Here is a 17,496-nt window from a genome sequence, read left to right on the forward strand (position 1 = left end):
TGCATCTCAGATAATGAGACGTCAATATCATTACATGGACAATTCTAGTGGAGTCGGTGTCATTGATAAAGCAGCCCATGTGCTTGATGCATTGGAGGCCGGACCCACCACGCTGGCACAGCTGGTGGCCGCCACTGGCCTGGCCCGGCCCACCGTGCACAGGCTTGCCCTGGCCCTGATCCACCACCGGCTGGTGAGCCGCGATATCCAGGGCCGGTTTGTCCTCGGCAGCCGCCTGGTGGAGCTCGCCTCCGCCGCCGGCGAGGACCGCCTCATCGCTTCCGCAGGCCCGGTCCTGATGCAGCTGCGCGACGCCACCGGCGAAAGTTCCCAGATCTTCCGCCGCCAGGGCGAATGGCGTATTTGCGTCGCCTCCGCGGAACGCCCCATCGGCCTGCGCGACACCATCCCCGTGGGCACGAAACTCTCCATGAAGGCCGGCTCCGCCGCGCAGGTGCTGCTCGCCTGGGAAGACCACGACCGGCTTCTTGAGGGCCTTCAGGCCGCGCGCTTCACGCCCACCGTGCTGGCAGGCGTACGACGGCGGGGCTGGGGCCAGAGCCTCGGCGAACGCGAGCCCGGGGTCGCCTCGGTCTCGGCCCCCGTCCGGGGACCGTCCGGACGCGTGATCGCCGCCGTCTCGATCTCCGGCCCCATCGAGCGGCTCACCCGCCAGCCGGGCCGGCTCCACGCCGAGGTGGTCTGCAACGCCGCCCGGCTACTCACCGAGGCCCTGCGCAAGAGCACCGATTGAGGTCCCGCCTCCGTCCAGGCCTGGCTGCCCGCGGCTAGGCTGTGCGCATGGCGGCTAGGCTGTGCGCATGAACAGCTACGCAGTCTTCCTCCGCGGGATCAACGTCGGCGGGATCAACATCAAGATGGCGGACCTCAAGAACGCCCTTGCATCGCGGGGCTTCGCGGACGTCAAGACGCTGCTGGCCAGCGGCAACGTGGTGCTTGCAAGCGACGAGGATCCTGCTGCCGTCAAACGGACCTTTGAGAAGTGCCTGCGTGACGCGTTCGGCTACGACGCCTGGGTGGTGGTTTTGACCGCCCAGCGGGTCTCCGAACTTGTGGCGGCCTGCCCGTACCCGGCGGACGATAAGGCAACGCACACCTACATCACGCTGGCATCGGACACCGCCATGCTCGACGAGCTGGACGCCGCCGGAGCGGCCCTTGAAGGTACGCAGCAGAAACGCCTCGGCCCGGAGGCATTGGCCTGGCTGGCTCCGGCCGGGGGGACGTTGGACAGCCCGTTCGGCAAGATTTCGTCCAAGGCCAGGTTCAAGGCAACCACTACCACGCGGAACCTGCGGACGCTGATCAAGGTCAGGGACGCCGCAACCGCACTGGCGTAACTACCTTAGTTTCCGCCCGCGACCTTCAGTGCGGCGTTGAATGACGCGAGCCTGCTGACCTCAATTTCAACCGGCTCCACCACGAAGTCCCGGGCAACCCCGCTCACCGCTGCCCGCAGCCGTTTCCTGGCCCTGGCTGCGCGCGCCCTCGCGGCTCCTGACCCAATGAATTTTCCAGTCAGCGCCAGGAAGATCCCCAGCACCACACCGCCGGCAATCAACAGCGTGGGCACCGGCCAGCCCTCCATCTTCGGAACCTGCGGCACGGGCAGCTGGAGATAGCCGAGCCCGGCCAGCACACCCAGCCAGCCCAGTCCGCCCAGGACTGTCAGCAGCGCAAGCCACTGGACGACGTTGAACACGCCCCACCACCAGGACTTCCGGGACGCCATCAGGTCCGTGCCTGCGATGGCCTGGTCCAAGGCATCCGGCAACGCCTCCCGCCCTTGCCGGGCAGCACCCCTGATGGCGGCACGCCACGGTCCGGGTGCGCCCGCACTGGCCGCGTCCGCAAACTCACGGACAGCAGCATCCGTCCGGGCACGTTCCGGGGCGCCCGCGGCCGGGAGCGAGGTCCGGTTAAGTCGGGACGGAGAAGAACTTCTCAGATTGAGCCGGCGGAGCGGATCAGGCCGGAACCGCACCAGCCACCGCGTCACCGGCCACCCCGTGCGGCGCGTCGACTCGATGCGGTAGGACCGCGCAACTGCGTCCACCACCACGGGCACGTTGGCGGCCGTTGCCAGCTCATCGGTGAGCCGGGATCTCGACGCCGGCCTGACACCGACGGCTTCCCCGGCGCCGGCGGCTTTCCGGAGTTGCCCTGAGGCCCGCGAAACGTCCGCGGCCAGCCGCTGCGAAAGTGCTTGGCGCTGCACCACCACACCGCGGATGGCACTCCGGACCTTGTCCACGCCGGTGCCCTTCAGGGCGGATGCGCCCAGGACCTGAACCTTTCCCAGCCCGTCGCGGGCAAGGATCCCTTTCAAGGACTCCAGCACAGGCTGCACGTCCCGTTCGGGCAAGCGGTCCACCTGGTTGAGGACCACCAGGGTCACGGCGCCATGCGCGGACAGGGGCGCCAGGAAATCGTTGTGTACCGCCGCATCGGCGTACTTTTGCGGATCCAGGACCCAGACCAGGACATCAACCAGGCCAACCATGCGCTCCACGATCTCGCGGTTCGCGGCCCTGGTGGAATCGAAGTCCGGCAGGTCCAGCAGGATCAGCCCCGTGCCCTCGTCCGCGAAGCCTGCCACGGGCTCCGCATGGTGGCGGTTGCCCACCTCAAGCCAGTCCAGCAGCGGCTCGCTGCCGTCCGCTCCCCAGACACCAGCCAAAGGTTCCGACGTTGTGGGCCGGCGGGCGGCCGCCGTCGCGATTTCAGCGCCGCTGACCGCGTTGAAGAGTGACGATTTTCCGCTACCGGTGGCACCGAAGAACCCTACAACGGTGTGATCAGCCGACAGTGACCGCCGGGAGCTCGCACGTTCCAGGAGCCGGAACAACCCCTCAAGTGCGGCATCCGGCAGGACGCCTTCGGCGAGTTCGCGGGCATCATTGAGGGCTTGGAGCCTGCGGTCCAGCTGCGACGCTTCACGGGCGACGCTGTGGCGGCTCATGCTTGGGCCGCCAGCCGGGCCAGTGCAGCGGCATGGTCCGTCAGGATCCGGCCGGTGTCCGCGCCGCCCTCCGGCAGGCGTTGGAGGAACTTCTGCTGCTCTGCCTGCAGCAGCCGCTGGCAACGGGCGTGGAGGTCATCCCGCGCCGTCTGCGCAAGCCGGCGCACCGCGTCTTCGCCGAACACCGCCTCCAGAAGTCGTTGGCCGACGACGGCTGTACCGCCCGCCACACCGATCTCCAGCCCGGTGAGGCCGGCGGTCATGGAAAACACCACGATCATCAGGGCGGCACCCAGCCCGTTGATGCCAAAGGAAAGCCACCTCGCCTGCGTGCGCTTACCTTGGCCTTCAGTGCGGATCAGTTCCATCAGGGCGGCCTGCCAGGCCCGGATCTCCGCTGCGGCCACCTCGGCGAAACCTGGGCTGGTGCCGGACAGATCGACAGTGCCCAGAAGCTCGCGGCCGGCCGGGTCCGAGCGCCAGCGCTGGTCAGTTTCCTCGCCGGCGTTGGCGGCCTCGTCCAGGATGACGGCCTGCAACCCCGTTTCGATGGCGGCTTCAACCCGGACGGCCGGCGTCGGCTCCCCCCGGAAGAAGGCTCCCACCCGGTCCCGCAGCCGTCCGATGTTCTGTTCCAGCGCCCGGAAGAATTCCCCGGTTCCAACGAAATCCTGCCAGCGCGCCAGTACTTCCCCGCGGAGGAGGGCGCCGTCCTTTGTTGCGTCGAGGATCCGGGTTCCGGCATTGCGATAGGCGGCCTCAGCGTCTGCCCGGAGCGTGGCCGCGGCCCGCTCCTGCCCCTGGACCGCGTGCGCCACGGTTCCGACCCGCCCGGCCAGCGCCTTCACCGTTCCGTTGAGCGTACGGCGGGCAATGCCGGACCGTCCCGCGGCGTCGGCTGCAAGATCCTGCAGCCAGCGCCGCAGCGGCTCCACGGCGTGTGTTGGCAGCATGCCGAGATGGTCCAGGTCCGTCTCCGGCACAATGAACAGTCCGGCATCGCCGAGCCCTTCTTTCTGCAGCAACGCACGGAGATCGGCGCTGACTTCGGCTTCCGCCTCGGCCGGCACACGGTCCAGGACCACGGCCACCATGATGTCCCGCAAGGACGCGTCCAGCAGCAGCTTCCACGGGACCGCGTCTGCGTAGCGGTTGGCAGTGGTCACAAAAACCCAGAGGTCCGCGGCGGCCAGCAGCTGTCCGGCCAGTCTGCGGTTGTCGTCGGAAATGGAGTCGACGTCGGGAGCATCAAGCAGCGCGATCCCCTGCGGAACAGCCCGGTCCGATACCAGTACCAGAGAGGAAATGGCCTCCACATCGGGTGTTGCGCCGGCCCGGCTGGCCGGGACGGGTTCCGTGGAAACAGTCCCCCGGATACGGTTGAGGGTGGGCAGCACACGGTGGCCTTCGAACCAGCCGGCATCAGCCGGGTGGTGCAGCAGAATGGGCTGCCGGGTGGTGGGCCTGATGGCGCCGGAGCGGGTGACCGCGTGCCCCACCAGGGCGTTCACCAGCGTTGACTTGCCGGCGCCCGTGGAACCCCCGACGACGGCAAGCAGCGGTGCGTCCAAGCTGCGGTATCGCGGCAGGATGTAGTCATCCAGCTGGGCAACGGCGTTCCGCGTGTCCTGGCGCGCCTGTTCGACGTCCGCAAGGGCAAGCGGCAACAGCACCGCGGAAAGGTCCTCACGTACCGCCTCGAGCAAGGCCACGGCCGGATCAGGCGTCGGGTTGGGCGGGCCAGCCTGCGTTTTCGGTGCGCGCATAGGCTGCGGAGGCTGCGTGGGACGAAGCCCGTCTGAGGAGGTCACAGGATCATCATGCCAGTTGCGCCGCTTTTCCACCGGCCCCCGGTTTTGTCCTGTTTCCGCCGGAGCGGAGTCCACAACGAAAAACGGCCCCGGGCTGAGGCCCGGGACCGTTTCATGGTGACCCCAGCGGGATTCGAACCCGCGTTACCGCCGTGAGAGGGCAGCGTACTAGGCCGCTATACGATGGGGCCGCGTACTTCCAGGAAGTTTTCACTTCCAACCGGCGCCAGGCCGGTTTGCTAAGTGAGTATTTCATACACTCAGCGCGCGTTTCAAATCGGCGAACCGATCTGAAACCACTGATTTGCCGCGGTTAGCCTGCGACCAAACAGAGCTGGGATACCAGGACTCGAACCTAGAATGACGGTACCAGAAACCGTAGTGTTGCCAATTACACCATATCCCAATGATACTTTCGGGCCGGAGTTTCGGGCTTCAAGCCGCGCTCCGTGCGCCTCAGCACGAGAAATTACTTTACCCGAGACTTTGGGCTGGCACAAATCGGCGCTGACGGCTTGGGTGCCGAAGCCCTTGCCATATCCCCGGAATAATTTGCTCTCGGTAAGTTACTAATGAATAACCATCGTCCTGCCCTTGCCCCAGGTCCTCCGGATGTCCTTTGTCGTCCGGGCTACCGCTTGGTTCAGGTGGGTGGCCCCGGCAGGCTCGATCAAGGGGCGTCACCATTGCACGGAGCAACAGGGCGCCTGACAGACGGCTTCGCCGCGCCGGGTGGAAAGCTCAACAGCCGTGCCCCCTCGGACTGGTTGCTGGGCTTGTGTTCGGATCCGCAAGCAGCTACGTCGTTCTATGGAACAGGCGAAGGCTGCAGGCTGCAGAGTAAAAGGCCGCTCAGCCCAGCAGCTGCGACAGCGACGTGACCTCGTGACCGGCGAAATCCGGCGCAGGCTCCCCCACCCTGTTGAGCCAGACGCCGATCAGGCCCGCCGCCGTCGAACCTTCAGCATCCAGCATCCTGTTGTCCCCCACATAGAGGGTTTCCTCCGGTGCGGTCCCCAGCAGCCGGACTCCTTCGAGGTAGATGGCCGGCTGGGGCTTGGCCACCCCTACGGTGTCCGTGCCAACCAGGCGCATGACGCGTTCCAGGCCGGCACTGTCGAGCTTTGCCCGCTGGTAGTCGTGCACGTTGTTGCTGACGGCACCGTAGGGGATGCCGGCCGCGTCCAGCACGTCCAGGAGCGGCAGCACGTCCTCAAAGGCCCGCACATAGCTGGGCTGCAGCCGGCTGTAGGCCGAGAGCCACCCGTGCGATTCTTCGCCCTCGGCAAGTTCCACCCCGAAGTGCCCCAGGGCGGCGCGCCCCCGCAGGAGGCGCTGGTCATTGAAGGTCAGCTCCCCCGCCAGGTACCTGTCGTAGTAGTGCGTGGTCTCGTGCGTGAAGATCCTGCCGAAACGCTCCCACGAGGTCTGGTCCAGACCGGGCAGGAGGTGCTCGCTGACCTCGCGCAGGGCTGTGGTCATGGCGTATTCGAGGTCCACCAGGGTGTCGTCGATGTCGAACAGGACGCCCCGGATGGTCCCGAAGCGCGTCTGCAGAACTCCGTCAGCGGTGGTGCCGGTGGCGGACATCAGCCGCGGAAGGCGCGGAGCCGGCTCAGGGACGAGTCCTTGCCCAGGATCACCATGGATTCGAAGAGCGGCGGGGAGATCCGGCGCCCGGAGACGGCTGTGCGCACAGGACCGAAGGCCAGCCGCGGCTTCAGCCCGAGGTCCTCCACGAGCGCCTGCTTCAGGGCCGCCTGGATCTCCTCCGGGTTCCAGTCCTGAACAGGCTCAAGGGCCGCCAGTGCGGCGTCAAGTACTTCGGTCAGGTTGGCTGGCAGGCCCTTGCGGGCGTCGTCTGCGACGTCGATCGCGTCGTCGGCCTTGAACAGGAAGGCGAGCATCTCCGGGGCCTCCCCCAGCAAGGTGATCCGCTCCTGGACGAGGGGTGCGGCCTCGGTGAGGATCTCTTCCTCCCGGTCGGTGAGGATCTCCCCTACCAGGTCCGCGGCCCGGAGGTACGGCACCAGGCGGGCACGGAAATCGGCGGCCTCAAGCAGCCGGACGTGCGTACCGTTGATGGCCTCTGCCTTCTTCAGGTCAAAACGTGCCGGGTTTGCCAGCACATCGTGGATGTCGAAATGCTCCACGAGCTGCTTGACGGTGAAGATGTCCTCGTCGGCGCTCAGCGACCAGCCCAGGAGGGACAGGTAGTTCAGCAGGCCCTCGGGGATAAAGCCGCGTTCGCGGTGCAGGAACAGGCTGGATTCGGGGTCGCGCTTGGAGAGCTTCTTGTTGCCCTGGCCCATGACGTAGGGAAGGTGGCCGAACTCGGGCATGTACTCGGCCACGCCGATGGCGTAGAGGGCACGGTACAGGGCGATCTGGCGGGGCGTGGAGCTGAGCAGGTCTTCGCCGCGCAGCACGTGGGTGATGCCCATCAGGGCATCGTCCACCGGGTTCACCAGCGTGTACAACGGCGCGCCGTTGGCACGGACCACCGCGAAGTCCGGCACGGAGCCTGCCTTGAACGTGATCTCGCCGCGGACGAGGTCCTTGAAGGTGAGGTCCTCGTCCGGCATCCGCAGGCGCAGCACGGCCTGGCGGCCTTCGGCCTTGTACTGGGCCAGCTGTTCCTCGGTGATGTGCCGGTCAAACCCGTCATACCCCAGCTTGGGGTCACGGGACGCGGCACGGTGGCGGGCTTCGATTTCAGCCGGCGTGGAGTAGGACTCGTAAATGTGGCCGCCGGCCTTCAGACGATCGATGACATCCTGGTAGATGTCGCTGCGCTGGGACTGGCGGTACGGCTCGTGCGGGCCGCCCACCTCGACACCTTCGTCCCACGTGATGCCCAACCACTTCAGCGCGTCCAGCAGCTGGTGGTAGCTTTCCTCGCTGTCCCGCGCGGAGTCCGTGTCCTCGATGCGGAAAACCAGGGTGCCCTTGGTGTGCCGTGCATAGGCCCAGTTGAACAGCGCCGTGCGGATCAGGCCGACGTGCGGGGTGCCCGTGGGTGACGGGCAGAACCGCACCCGGACCGGGGTTTCGGCAGTGACGGACGGGATGGCGGCAGGGTTCAGCGCGGAGGCAGTAGTCATAGTGGTTCCAACTTTACCCGTCAGCGGCGGACCACCGGGTTGGACAGGCGGCCGATACCCTCGATCTCGACGTCATAACGGTCCCCCGCGGTGACGAGGTCGACGCCGGCCGGGGTGCCTGTCATGATGACGTCACCGGGGAGCAGTGTGAAGGCCTGGGACACGATGGAGACGATTTCCCGGACACCGCGGATCATCTGGCTGGTGCTGCCGTCCTGGCGCAGTTCGCCGTTGAGCCAGCCCTTGATGGCCAGGTCTTCGGTGTCCAGCTCGGTCTCGATCCAGGGTCCGAGGGGTGCCGAGGTATCGAAGCCCTTGGCCCTGGCCCACTGCAGGTCCGTTTTCTGGACATCGCGGGCGGTGAGGTCGTTGCCGCAGGTGTAGCCGAAGATGACGTCGTCGACCCGGTCTTCGGGGACGTCCTTGCAGATCCGGCCGATGACCACACACAGCTCGGCTTCGAACGAAACTTCGTCTGAAAATTCCGGCAGCACTATGGGGTCGCCGGGGCCGATGACGGAGGTGTTCGGCTTCAGGAACAGCAGCGGCTGCTGCGGCACTTCGTTGCCCAGTTCGGCGGCGTGCTCGGCGAAGTTGCGGCCCACGCCGATCACCTTGCTGCGGGGAATGATCGGCGCCAGGAGCCGGACGTCTTCGAGCTTGTGCTTGACGTGGGTGCGCTCCACCCCGTTGAAGAAGGGGTCGCCGTTGATGACAGTGATTTCCTCACTGCCGGGTTCACCTTCAACAACGCCGTAGAGGGGATCGGAATCGACTACAAACCTGGCAATACGCATGGTCTCCAGCCTACCGTCTTGAGCGGCGGCACCTGCCTTTGCGTCAGGCCCTATGGTCAGGTGCCGGGCAGCCCACGGAGGTAATCGAGTTGCGCGGCAACCGACATTTCGGCCGCCCGCCGGACGGAAGGGTCAACGTCGGCGTACACGGCGTCTGCCACGTCCGCCACCGTGGCGTCCCGGCCCAGCCGGGCCAGCGCTGCGCGGATCTGTTCCAGCCGCTCCTGCCGGTGCTCGCGGTAGGCGCGGGTGATGGCCTCCAGGGAGGGCAGCACCGGGCCGTGGGCCGGCAGGACGGCGGCCTGACCAAGGGCTTCGAGCCGGTCCAGGGACCGGAGGTAGTCCCGCAGCCTGCCGTCCGGGTAGTCCAGCATGGTGGTGCCCCTGCCCAGGATAGTGTCGCCGGTCAGCACTGAACCGTGGGGGCCGTCGTGGGGAAGATGGAAGCAGACTGAATCGGAGGTATGGCCCGGCGTGGCCAGGACCTGGACCCTCACTCCCGCCGCCTGGATGGTTTCACGGTCCTGAAGGGGTTCGCCGCCGCCGTGGCAGTGCCGGGGATCGGCGGCGCGGACCGGGGCGCCGGTGAGCTCATGGAGCCGCAGGGAGCCCGCGGTGTGGTCTGCATGCCGGTGCGTGACAAGAATGAGTTCCACGGGGCCCGCGTCCGCGAGTCGGCGGAGGTGGCCGTCATCCGCGGGGCCCGGATCCACCACCACGGATGCGCCGGCCCCGGGGGCGGCGATGACGTACGAATTGGTGCCGTCGAGGCTCATAGGCCCGGGGTTGGGCGCCAGGATGAAAGCCGTCAGCGGGCTGCAGGTGTGGAGGGAGCCGCTCGAAGTGGAGTTCACTGCACCATCTTCGCATCCGGCCGGCACGGAATAGCCGCACCCCCCAGGGCTGGTGAGCCCAACGACTGGGAGGGAACTGCGCGCAGTTAAAGGACAACGCGGGGTCACATAGCGCCCGTCCCGATGCGGTTAATGGGCGTTAAGTGACCCCGCGTTGTACTGGCCAGGGTTGGGGAGGTCAGGCCAGGCGGGTCAGCCAGCCGTGGGTATCCGGCGCGGTTCCGGTCTGGATGCCCAGGAGCTGTTCGCGGATGGCCATGGTGGTTTCCCCCGCCGCCGCGTCCTCGGAGCCGATGAATTCGGCGGTGTCCTTCAGGACCCCGATCGGCGTGATCACCGCTGCGGTGCCGCAGGCAAAGACCTCGGTGATCTCGCCGGAGGCCACGCCGTCGCGCCATTCATCAAGGGTGATCTTGCGCTCCGTCACTTCACGGCCCATGTCCCTGGCCACCTGCATGACGGACATGCGGGTCACGCCTTCCAGAATGGTGCCGCTCAAAGCCGGAGTGACCAGTGAGCCGTCCTTCATTACGAAGAATACGTTCATACCCCCGAGCTCTTCCACGGCGTCATCGTTAAAGTGGTCCAGGAACAGCACCTGCTTGCAGCCGTTGGCCTCGGCTTCCTGCTGCGCGATCAGGGAGGCGGCGTAGTTGCCACCGCACTTGGCCGCACCGGTGCCGCCGCGGCCTGCGCGGGCGTACTCGCGGGAGATCCAGATGGACACAGGCTTGAGCTCGCCGCCGAAGTAGTTGCCGGCAGGAGAGGCGATCACCCGGAAGGACACCTCACGCGCTGCCCGGACACCCAGAAACGCCTCGGTGGCGATCATGAAGGGGCGCAGGTACAGGGCCTCGCCGTCACCGGCGGGAACCCATTCCTTGTCCGCCTGCACAAGTTCCCGGATGGCGCCCAGGAAGTATTCCTCGGGCAGTTCCGGCAGCGCCAGGCGTCGGGCCGACTTGTTCAGGCGGGCCGCATTCGCCTCCGGGCGGAAGGTCCAGATTGATCCGTCAGCGTGGCGGTATGCCTTGAGGCCTTCGAAGATTTCCTGGCCGTAGTGCAGCACCGCCGCAGACGGGTCCAGGGAGATGGGTCCGTAGGCCTCAACGCGTGCTGTGTGCCAGCCACCTTCGCCTTGCTCGTTGACGCTGTAGTCGACGACGGCGGTGTGGTCGGTGAAGTAGTTGCCAAATCCCGGGTTCGCCAGGATGACTGCACGCTCTTCAGCTGACTTCGGGGTTGCCGAGAGTTGCTGGTTAAATTCGACGCCATGGGCGGTCTGAGTCATGGTTCCTCCACAATCGGCTGCCTTCTGGATGTGGTTCAGCACTGAACCGCAGGGCAGCATTTGGTGATTCGAAACTAGCTTACGCCGGTTAACCGAGTCTCATGAGCACGGTCTACAGCGCGGCAGCGATCGCATCCCCGACCGCGCTGGTACTGCGGGTACCACCGTCGCGGGTTTCGACGTCGTCGATCACCGCAGCTTCGATCCGGCGGGCCGCGGCGGCGTAGCCGAGGTGGTCCAGCAGGAGCACCGCGGACAGGATGGCCGCGGTGGGATCTGCCTTCTGCTGGCCGGCGATGTCCGGGGCCGAGCCGTGGACCGGTTCAAACATGGACGGAGCAGTACGGTCCATGTTGATGTTGCCGGAGGCCGCCAGCCCGATGCCGCCGGTGATGGCTGCCGCGAGATCGGTGAGGATGTCGCCGAAGAGGTTGTCGGTGACAATGACATCGAAGCGGGACGGGTGGGTGACCATAAAGATGGTGGCCGCATCGACGTGCAGGTAATCGTGGGTGACCTCGGGGAATTCCTGGGCCACCGCCTCGACGGTGCGCTTCCACAGTTGGCCGGCGTAGACCAGGACGTTGTGCTTGTGGACCAGGGTCACATGCCTGCGTTCGCGGGCACTGGCGCGGCGGAAAGCGTCGCGGACAACGCGCTCAACGCCATATGCCGTGTTCAGCGAAACCTCGGTGGCCACCTCGTGGGGCGTGCCGGTGCGAAGGGAGCCGCCGTTCCCCACGTAGGGCCCCTCGGTTCCCTCCCGGACGACGATAAAATCGATGATGCCGGGATTCGCCAGCGGGCTGCCTACCGTTCCGTACAGCCGCGACGGCCGCAGGTTGACGTAGTGGTCCAGGCTGAAGCGGAGCTTGAGCAGCATCTCCCGCTCGATGATGCCGGACGGAATCCGGGTGTCACCGGGGGCGGCGCCTACCGCTCCGAAGAGGATCGCGTCCCGCGTGCGCAGATCGGCAAGGACCTCGTCCGGAAGGGTCTCGCCCGTGGCCAGCCAGTGCTCGGCGCCGAGCTTGTAATGGGTCTGCTCGAGGACCACGCCTTCAGCGGCGACAGCCTTTTCGAGGACTTTCAGTGCCTCGGCAATGACCTCTGGGCCAATGCCGTCACCGGGAATGACAGCGAGATTGATCGTGGATGCGCTCATGCTCCAAGAATATTAAGATCATCCGCATGCCGGACAATCAGTCTCATTTATTGAGACGAAGGGCTGGGTCCTCCGGTGAGGTCACCTGGTCCACACTGCCTTCCATGGCGGACCCTAGCCTCCGGCCCCGGAAACGTACTCAGACCGCGTACCAGCAGGTGGCCGACCGGGGAATACCTAGGCTTCGGCTGGCTCCTCGTACTTCGGGAAGACGGGCGCCGGAGCCGGCAGGGGCGTTCCGGCGACAATCGGCGTAGTAAGCGCGGCGAACTGGCGGGATCCGCCGTCGGGCTGTCCCAAGGTGTCCAATAGCGAGGCCGTGGCCGTGGGCATCACGGGTTGGGCCAGGATCGCCACCATGCGCAGCACTTCCAGCGTCACGTACAGGACGGTGTTCATGCGTTCGACGTCGGTCTTCCGCAGCACCCAGGGGGCCTGCTCGGCAAAGTAGGCGTTGGTGTCCCCCAGGACCCCCCAGATGGCCTCGAGGGCGCGGCTGAATTCCTGCTTTTCGAACGCGGCGCGGGAAGTCTCCAGGAGGCCGTTGGCCTGCGCCAGGATCGCGGTGTCTTCAGGGGTAAAGGCACCCGGAACCGGGACCCGGCCCTCGCAGTTCTTGGCCACCATGGACAGCGAACGCTGCGCCAGGTTGCCGAAGTTGTTGGCCAGGTCCGAGTTCATCCGGCCCACGATGGCCTCATGGTTGTAGCTGCCGTCGGCGCCGAACGGGACCTCGCGGAGGAAGAAGAACCGTACCTGGTCCAGGCCGTACTGCGCCACGAAGTCTGCCGGCGCCACCACGTTGCCGAGCGACTTGGACATCTTCACGCCGTTGTTGTGCAGGAAGCCGTGGATCATCACGCGTTTGGGCAGCTCGATGCCGGCACTCATCAGGAACGCCGGCCAATAGATGGCGTGGAACCGCGAGATGTCCTTGCCGATCACGTGCACGTCGGCGGGCCAGAACTTCTTGAATGATTCCGACTCCACGTCCGGGTAGCCGACGCCGGTCAGGTAGTTGGTGAGCGCGTCCACCCAGACATACATCACGTGCTTGTCGTTGCCGGGGACGGGGACGCCCCAGTCGAAGGTGGTGCGGCTGATCGACAGGTCTTCGAGGCCGCGCTTGACGAAGCTGATGACCTCGTTGAAGCGGGACTGCGGTGCGCCGAACTCCGGCTGGGCCTCGTACAGCGCCAGCAGGCGGTCCTGGTAGGAGGACAGCCGGAAGAAGTAGCTCTCCTCAGCCGTCCACGTCACTTCGGTGTCCGTCTCCTTTGAGTACCGCACGCCGTCGTCCTTGACTACGGTGTCGTCCTCGACGTAGAAGGCCTCGTCCCGGACGGAGTACCAGCCTTCGTACTTGGACAGGTAGATGTCGCCGTTGGCTTCCATCTTCTTCCAGATGGCCTGCGACGCGGCGTAGTGGTCAGCGTCAGTGGTCCGGATGAAGCGGTCGTAGGTGATGCCCAGGGCGGCGTGGGCAGACTTGTAGACTTCCGCGTTGCGGTCCACCAGCGCCTTGGGCGTAAGGCCTTCCTTCTCGGCCGCCTGCGCAATCTTCATGCCGTGCTCATCAGTGCCCGTCAGGAACATCACGTCGAAGCCATCAAGCCGCTTGAAGCGCGCCATGGCGTCGGTGGCGATGTACTCGTAGGCGTGCCCGATGTGCGGAACACCGTTCGGGTAGGTGATGGCCGTGGTGATGTAGAACGGGGTTTTGACTGTTGCGTTCACGTGCGGACGTTACCTTTAGTGCGAAGGGGTAGGGCTAGATCAGTTCAGTCAGCGTATCGCTCAGGCGGACCAGTTCGTGGTCGTGTGAAGCGACCAGTACTGCGATTCCGTCCGAGGTGGTGTCCTTCAGGATGCTGATGATGCGGTTGGCGGAGGCCCGGTCCAGGCTGGCCGTGGGCTCATCAACCACCAGCACACGCGTGCCCAGGATCAGTGCGCGGGCGATCGCCACTCGCTGGCGTTCGCCACCGGACAACTGGGCCGGACGGTGCCGCATCCGACGGCCCAGGCCCACCAGGTCCAGGAGGTCCTTGGCCATGTCGCGGCGCTGGTCCACCTCGCCGTCAGGCACTGCCGGCAGGAGGACGTTTTCGAGGGCGCTCATGCCGTCGATCAGGGCACCGCCCTGGTCGACGTAACCGATCAGGGCCCGACGGCGGTCGGCGATTTCGTCGTCGCCCATGGTTTCGAGGGAATCCCCTTCCCAGAAGACACGGCCCGACGTCGGCAGGGTCAGACCCGCGCCGACGGTCAGGATGCTGGTCTTGCCGGATCCGCTTCGGCCGGCCACGCAGTGCATCTCGCCGGCGTGCAGCGTGAGGTCGAAGCCCTCCACGACACTGACTGCTTCGGCACCGCCCTTGCCGCCGCCGTAGCGGATGGTGATGCCGCTCAGTTCCAGCGGGGTCCCGTGGTCCGCGGCCTTGACGATGGTGTTGGCACGGGTCTGCAGGGGCGCCTCAGCCAGGCCGGACCTCCGGCTCCGGTGAACATTCGTCTCGTTTGTCATTGGACCACTTTCGTTGCAATCGGTATCCAGCAAAGTACAGCCACCAGGCCAGCGACGCCGGCCCACAGTGCGGCATACGGGGCAAGAAGCAGCCCGATGCCCAGCGCGCCCAGGACGCCCAGGGGCAGGGCCACCGTGCCTACCAGCGCGTTTTCGAAGAGCCGGACCTGACGCAGCATGTCCGGGTTCCAGCCCATGGCCTCAAGGATGCCCAGGTATTGGCGTTTGGCGTTCAGCTCAAACCTGCCGGTCACCAACGTCAGGGTAAGGCCCACGACGACGCCGGCGAAAGCAAGGACCATGCTGGGCAGCGCGACGCTTGCTGCGGCCAGTCCGCTGAGCGCACTCGCGCCTGCTGCACGGGGGATGTCGATGAGCAAGGCAACCAGCCCGCCCACCGCGGCGCCAAACACGCCCACTGCGACAGCCAGGGACAGGGTGTTGAACTTGTTCGTACTGAGCTGCCGGTTGGCAAACGTCAGCGGAGAGTCGACCGGGATCAGCCGCTCGTCGTGCTGCGGTTCCTGGTCCACCTCATCGCGGTGGCGCAGCTGTTGCGCGGCGAAGAAAGCTGCTGCCGCATACAGGACCAGAACGGAGGCCGAGACGATGGCTGTGGTCACGCTCCAGCTCACCAGGCTCAGGACAATCCCGGCTACTGCAAGCAGCGCAGCGCCGACGGCGAATTCCTCGAGCACCCACTTCCTGATGCGCAGCTGGGTCCAGCCCATGGCGCGGAGGGTGCCGGCTTCGCGTTTGCGTTTCCGGATGTAGCTGACGGTGGAGGCGCCGGTCAGCAGGGCGGCTCCGCAGAGGGTGAGGAAAAGAAGTGTGACGTTGGACCCGGACAGCGAGCCGGAGACGGCGTCGGCAGCGTTCTGCCGGACCCAGGACTGCTGGACTGTGCCCAGCGCTGACTCCTTGCCGGCGTCGTCCTTTGAGTAGCCGGGGACAAAAATGCTGGCGTCTTCACGCGCGGAACCGGCCACGACAGTAGCCTCGAGACCCATCTCGCGGATCTCGCTGGCGAGCTTTTCGACGTCCGGCTGGGCTTCCTTCCAGCTGCCGGGGGCCTTGGCCCGGACACGCACCGCATCGATCACAGAGGCGTTGTCCTTGTAGCCGCGGGCCGCGGCCAGGCCGTAGAAGTCGGTGATGGCGCCAGCGGACTGGCTTGCCAGTCCGGTGGCACTGAGTGAAGGCTTGAGGCCGGCAGCGGTGACCGGCTTGCCGTCGGCGTCCTTGGTGAGGGTAAACGGGGTGGGGTCATAGCCACCCAGCGGGAGGCGGTTGACGTCGCCGGCCGCCTTTTCGACGGCCGAGGGGTCAAAGGTCCCATAGACCATAGCCAGAGGAGCCGCGAGCTTCTCCCCCGTTGCCAGGTCTTCCCGGTAGGAACGTTCATCCACGGGCTCACGCTGCGTCTGGTCCACCGGGGCGCCGTTCGCACCCTTCTCCGGGAGCCGGTTAACGGTGACCCAGTCGCTGGGCACGGCGGTCTTCTGGACTGCGCCATTGGCTGCGGCTTCGCCGTCGGTGTACTTCGGCGCGGCTGCGAAGTCATTGCTCCACGTAGCCGGGGTATAGAGTCCCTGGTTGAAGTTGCCGGCGCTGCCAAAGAGGCCGGAGTGATCGGTGGAACCGGGCCAGGACAACGCGAAGGGGTCCTTGGACACGAAAGGCAGGTAGTCCTTGCCGAGGGAGCGCGTGGCGGTGCCGACTTCCTTGACCACCTTGCCCGCGGCGTCGATCTCCTCGATCTTTACGTTGTATTTCAGGTCCAGGGAGGTGCCGGAACGGACAATCAGGGGAATCGCCTGCGAGTCCGCGGTCAGCTGTCCGCTGCGCTTGGCCTGCTGGTACTGCGTCATCAGCGGTGCCCAGTATTTGAGTTTGACGCCGAGGAAATCGGGGCCTTCGTTGAGCTCTTGCGTGCTGATGCCATTGGTGAAGAGGCTTTCGAAGTGCCGGCCAATCGCACCGGCGTTGCGCGCATCAGCAGGCGGAGCTTTCTCCAACGGGGCAAGGAAGTCGCCGGCCGAGCCAAGCAAGGCGCGCTCGGAAACGGGATCGACGGCCACCACGGACTCGGTCACTTCGGGAGACAGCGGCAGGGATACAGAAAGGTTGAACAGGTTGTGTTCGGAGCCGCCGGCAGGAGCGGGGAACTTGATGCCCGTCTCGCCTGCGGGAGGTGCGATCCGGATGCTGGTGCCCCCGGCCGTCTTCTCTTCGACCAGGCGGGCCTTTCCCAGGCGGCCCTCGGCGGTGGACTTGAACAGGGTCTGCTCTGAGACACCGTCGGAGCTGACGGCGCTGGCGGTCAGGCGGTAGTTCTTGGCGGCGTCGCCGAGAACTGACTCGGCGGCGGGCCATTTGCTGGGCTCTGTGGCGCCGGCGGCCTGGTCTGTGGTGGCCGTGCCTGCCAATCCGGAGTTATAGCCCAGGTAGTCCATGGCGTCGAGCCGCGGAGCCTCCAGGTTCTGTGTCACACGGGACACCAGGCTGATGGGGGCCGCCACGGAGGTTCCGGAAAGCTTCCGGATGTTCTCGAGCTGGTCAAAGCTGATGCCGCCGCCGCCGTTGGCGATCTCCGGCTGCATCAGCGCCGCGGAGCCTGCCTTGGCCTGCACGAGGACATCGTAGAGGCCCCGTGAGTTCTCATCCACCGTTCGGTTTAGCGCGGCCTGAGACTGGCCTTGGACGAGGACCGACAAGCACATGGCTGCGATCAAGATGGCCGCGGTCAGCAGCAGCACTTTGCTTCTGATGAATCGCTGGACGGCGTTCATGGGGCTCCCTGAAACCTGGATTGCGTGCGCACACCGGGATCCGCAGGCGGCGGACATGGAGGATTTCCTGACTGGTGTGCAAAAAGTATTGGCCGGTCTGCCGGCCTGGTCCCGAAACGGGACTCAGCCATTGTAAGCAGACCGGCCAATCATACGTGGCCGAGGTTAAGCT

General features: G+C 66.0%; 14 protein-coding genes and 2 tRNA genes. 3 read left to right on the forward strand and 13 right to left on the reverse strand.

The features are described from left to right. Positions 1-34 precede the first annotated feature (34 nt). Together ACQCSV_RS12680 and ACQCSV_RS12685 are read left to right on the forward strand one after the other, a co-directional pair. Positions 35-754, forward strand: coding sequence for an IclR family transcriptional regulator (locus ACQCSV_RS12680; RefSeq protein WP_185260852.1), 720 nt, complete (start codon positions 35-37; stop codon positions 752-754). Between the two features lie 67 nt (positions 755-821). After that, on the forward strand, positions 822-1,361 hold the full coding sequence (locus tag ACQCSV_RS12685) for a DUF1697 domain-containing protein (RefSeq protein WP_354153688.1): 540 nt from the start codon (positions 822-824) through the stop codon (positions 1,359-1,361). Between the two features lie 5 nt (positions 1,362-1,366). On the opposite strand, the gene ACQCSV_RS12690 is transcribed toward ACQCSV_RS12685, so the two are convergent. The 13 genes from ACQCSV_RS12690 to ACQCSV_RS12750 form a co-directional block, all read right to left on the reverse strand. Beyond that, positions 1,367-2,983, reverse strand: coding sequence for a GTPase (locus ACQCSV_RS12690; protein WP_354153687.1), 1,617 nt, complete (start codon positions 2,981-2,983; stop codon positions 1,367-1,369). After that, positions 2,980-4,749 (reverse strand): dynamin family protein, encoded by a 1,770-nt coding sequence (locus ACQCSV_RS12695; RefSeq protein ID WP_426938526.1) that lies wholly within the window; start codon positions 4,747-4,749, stop codon positions 2,980-2,982. Before ACQCSV_RS12695 ends, ACQCSV_RS12690 begins: the two co-directional genes overlap by 4 nt. Before the next feature lie 160 nt (positions 4,750-4,909). Then, positions 4,910-4,985, reverse strand: a tRNA-Glu gene (locus tag ACQCSV_RS12700). Between the two features lie 143 nt (positions 4,986-5,128). Then, positions 5,129-5,200 (reverse strand) — tRNA-Gln (locus ACQCSV_RS12705). A gap of 446 nt (positions 5,201-5,646) precedes the next feature. Beyond that, positions 5,647-6,384 (reverse strand): HAD family hydrolase, encoded by a 738-nt coding sequence (locus ACQCSV_RS12710; protein WP_354153685.1) that lies wholly within the window; start codon positions 6,382-6,384, stop codon positions 5,647-5,649. Next, the gene (gene gltX, locus ACQCSV_RS12715; RefSeq protein WP_354153684.1) at positions 6,384-7,898 is read right to left on the reverse strand and encodes a glutamate--tRNA ligase; all 1,515 of its coding nucleotides are present in this window, start codon (positions 7,896-7,898) and stop codon (positions 6,384-6,386) included. The genes ACQCSV_RS12710 and gltX overlap by 1 nt, the downstream gene beginning before the upstream one ends. Positions 7,899-7,918: 20 nt before the next feature. Next, on the reverse strand, positions 7,919-8,695 hold the full coding sequence (locus tag ACQCSV_RS12720; protein WP_058932084.1) for a fumarylacetoacetate hydrolase family protein: 777 nt from the start codon (positions 8,693-8,695) through the stop codon (positions 7,919-7,921). A gap of 56 nt (positions 8,696-8,751) precedes the next feature. Further along, positions 8,752-9,549, reverse strand: a complete 798-nt coding sequence (locus ACQCSV_RS12725) for an MBL fold metallo-hydrolase (RefSeq protein WP_354223087.1) — start codon at positions 9,547-9,549, stop codon at positions 8,752-8,754. A gap of 178 nt (positions 9,550-9,727) precedes the next feature. Further along, the gene (locus ACQCSV_RS12730) at positions 9,728-10,840 is read right to left on the reverse strand and encodes a branched-chain amino acid aminotransferase (RefSeq protein ID WP_354153682.1); all 1,113 of its coding nucleotides are present in this window, start codon (positions 10,838-10,840) and stop codon (positions 9,728-9,730) included. A 112-nt stretch (positions 10,841-10,952) separates the two neighbouring features. Further along, positions 10,953-12,005, reverse strand: coding sequence for a 3-isopropylmalate dehydrogenase (locus tag ACQCSV_RS12735; RefSeq protein WP_426938527.1), 1,053 nt, complete (start codon positions 12,003-12,005; stop codon positions 10,953-10,955). A 177-nt stretch (positions 12,006-12,182) separates the two neighbouring features. Further along, on the reverse strand, positions 12,183-13,742 hold the full coding sequence (gene metG, locus ACQCSV_RS12740; RefSeq protein WP_354223091.1) for a methionine--tRNA ligase: 1,560 nt from the start codon (positions 13,740-13,742) through the stop codon (positions 12,183-12,185). A 34-nt stretch (positions 13,743-13,776) separates the two neighbouring features. Next, positions 13,777-14,532, reverse strand: a complete 756-nt coding sequence (locus tag ACQCSV_RS12745) for an ABC transporter ATP-binding protein (protein ID WP_282329009.1) — start codon at positions 14,530-14,532, stop codon at positions 13,777-13,779. After that, positions 14,529-17,324, reverse strand: coding sequence for an FtsX-like permease family protein (locus ACQCSV_RS12750; protein ID WP_354153679.1), 2,796 nt, complete (start codon positions 17,322-17,324; stop codon positions 14,529-14,531). Before ACQCSV_RS12750 ends, ACQCSV_RS12745 begins: the two co-directional genes overlap by 4 nt. Between ACQCSV_RS12750 and ACQCSV_RS12755 the strand changes: the two genes are divergently transcribed. Continuing rightward, positions 17,254-17,460, forward strand: coding sequence for a hypothetical protein (locus ACQCSV_RS12755; RefSeq protein ID WP_354153794.1), 207 nt, complete (start codon positions 17,254-17,256; stop codon positions 17,458-17,460). The genes ACQCSV_RS12750 and ACQCSV_RS12755 overlap by 71 nt on opposite strands. The last annotated feature ends 36 nt before the right edge of the window (positions 17,461-17,496 follow it).

Origin of the sequence: Pseudarthrobacter sp. S3 (genome assembly GCF_050156905.1) — a bacterium.
Classification (GTDB): Bacteria; Actinomycetota; Actinomycetes; order Actinomycetales; family Micrococcaceae; genus Arthrobacter.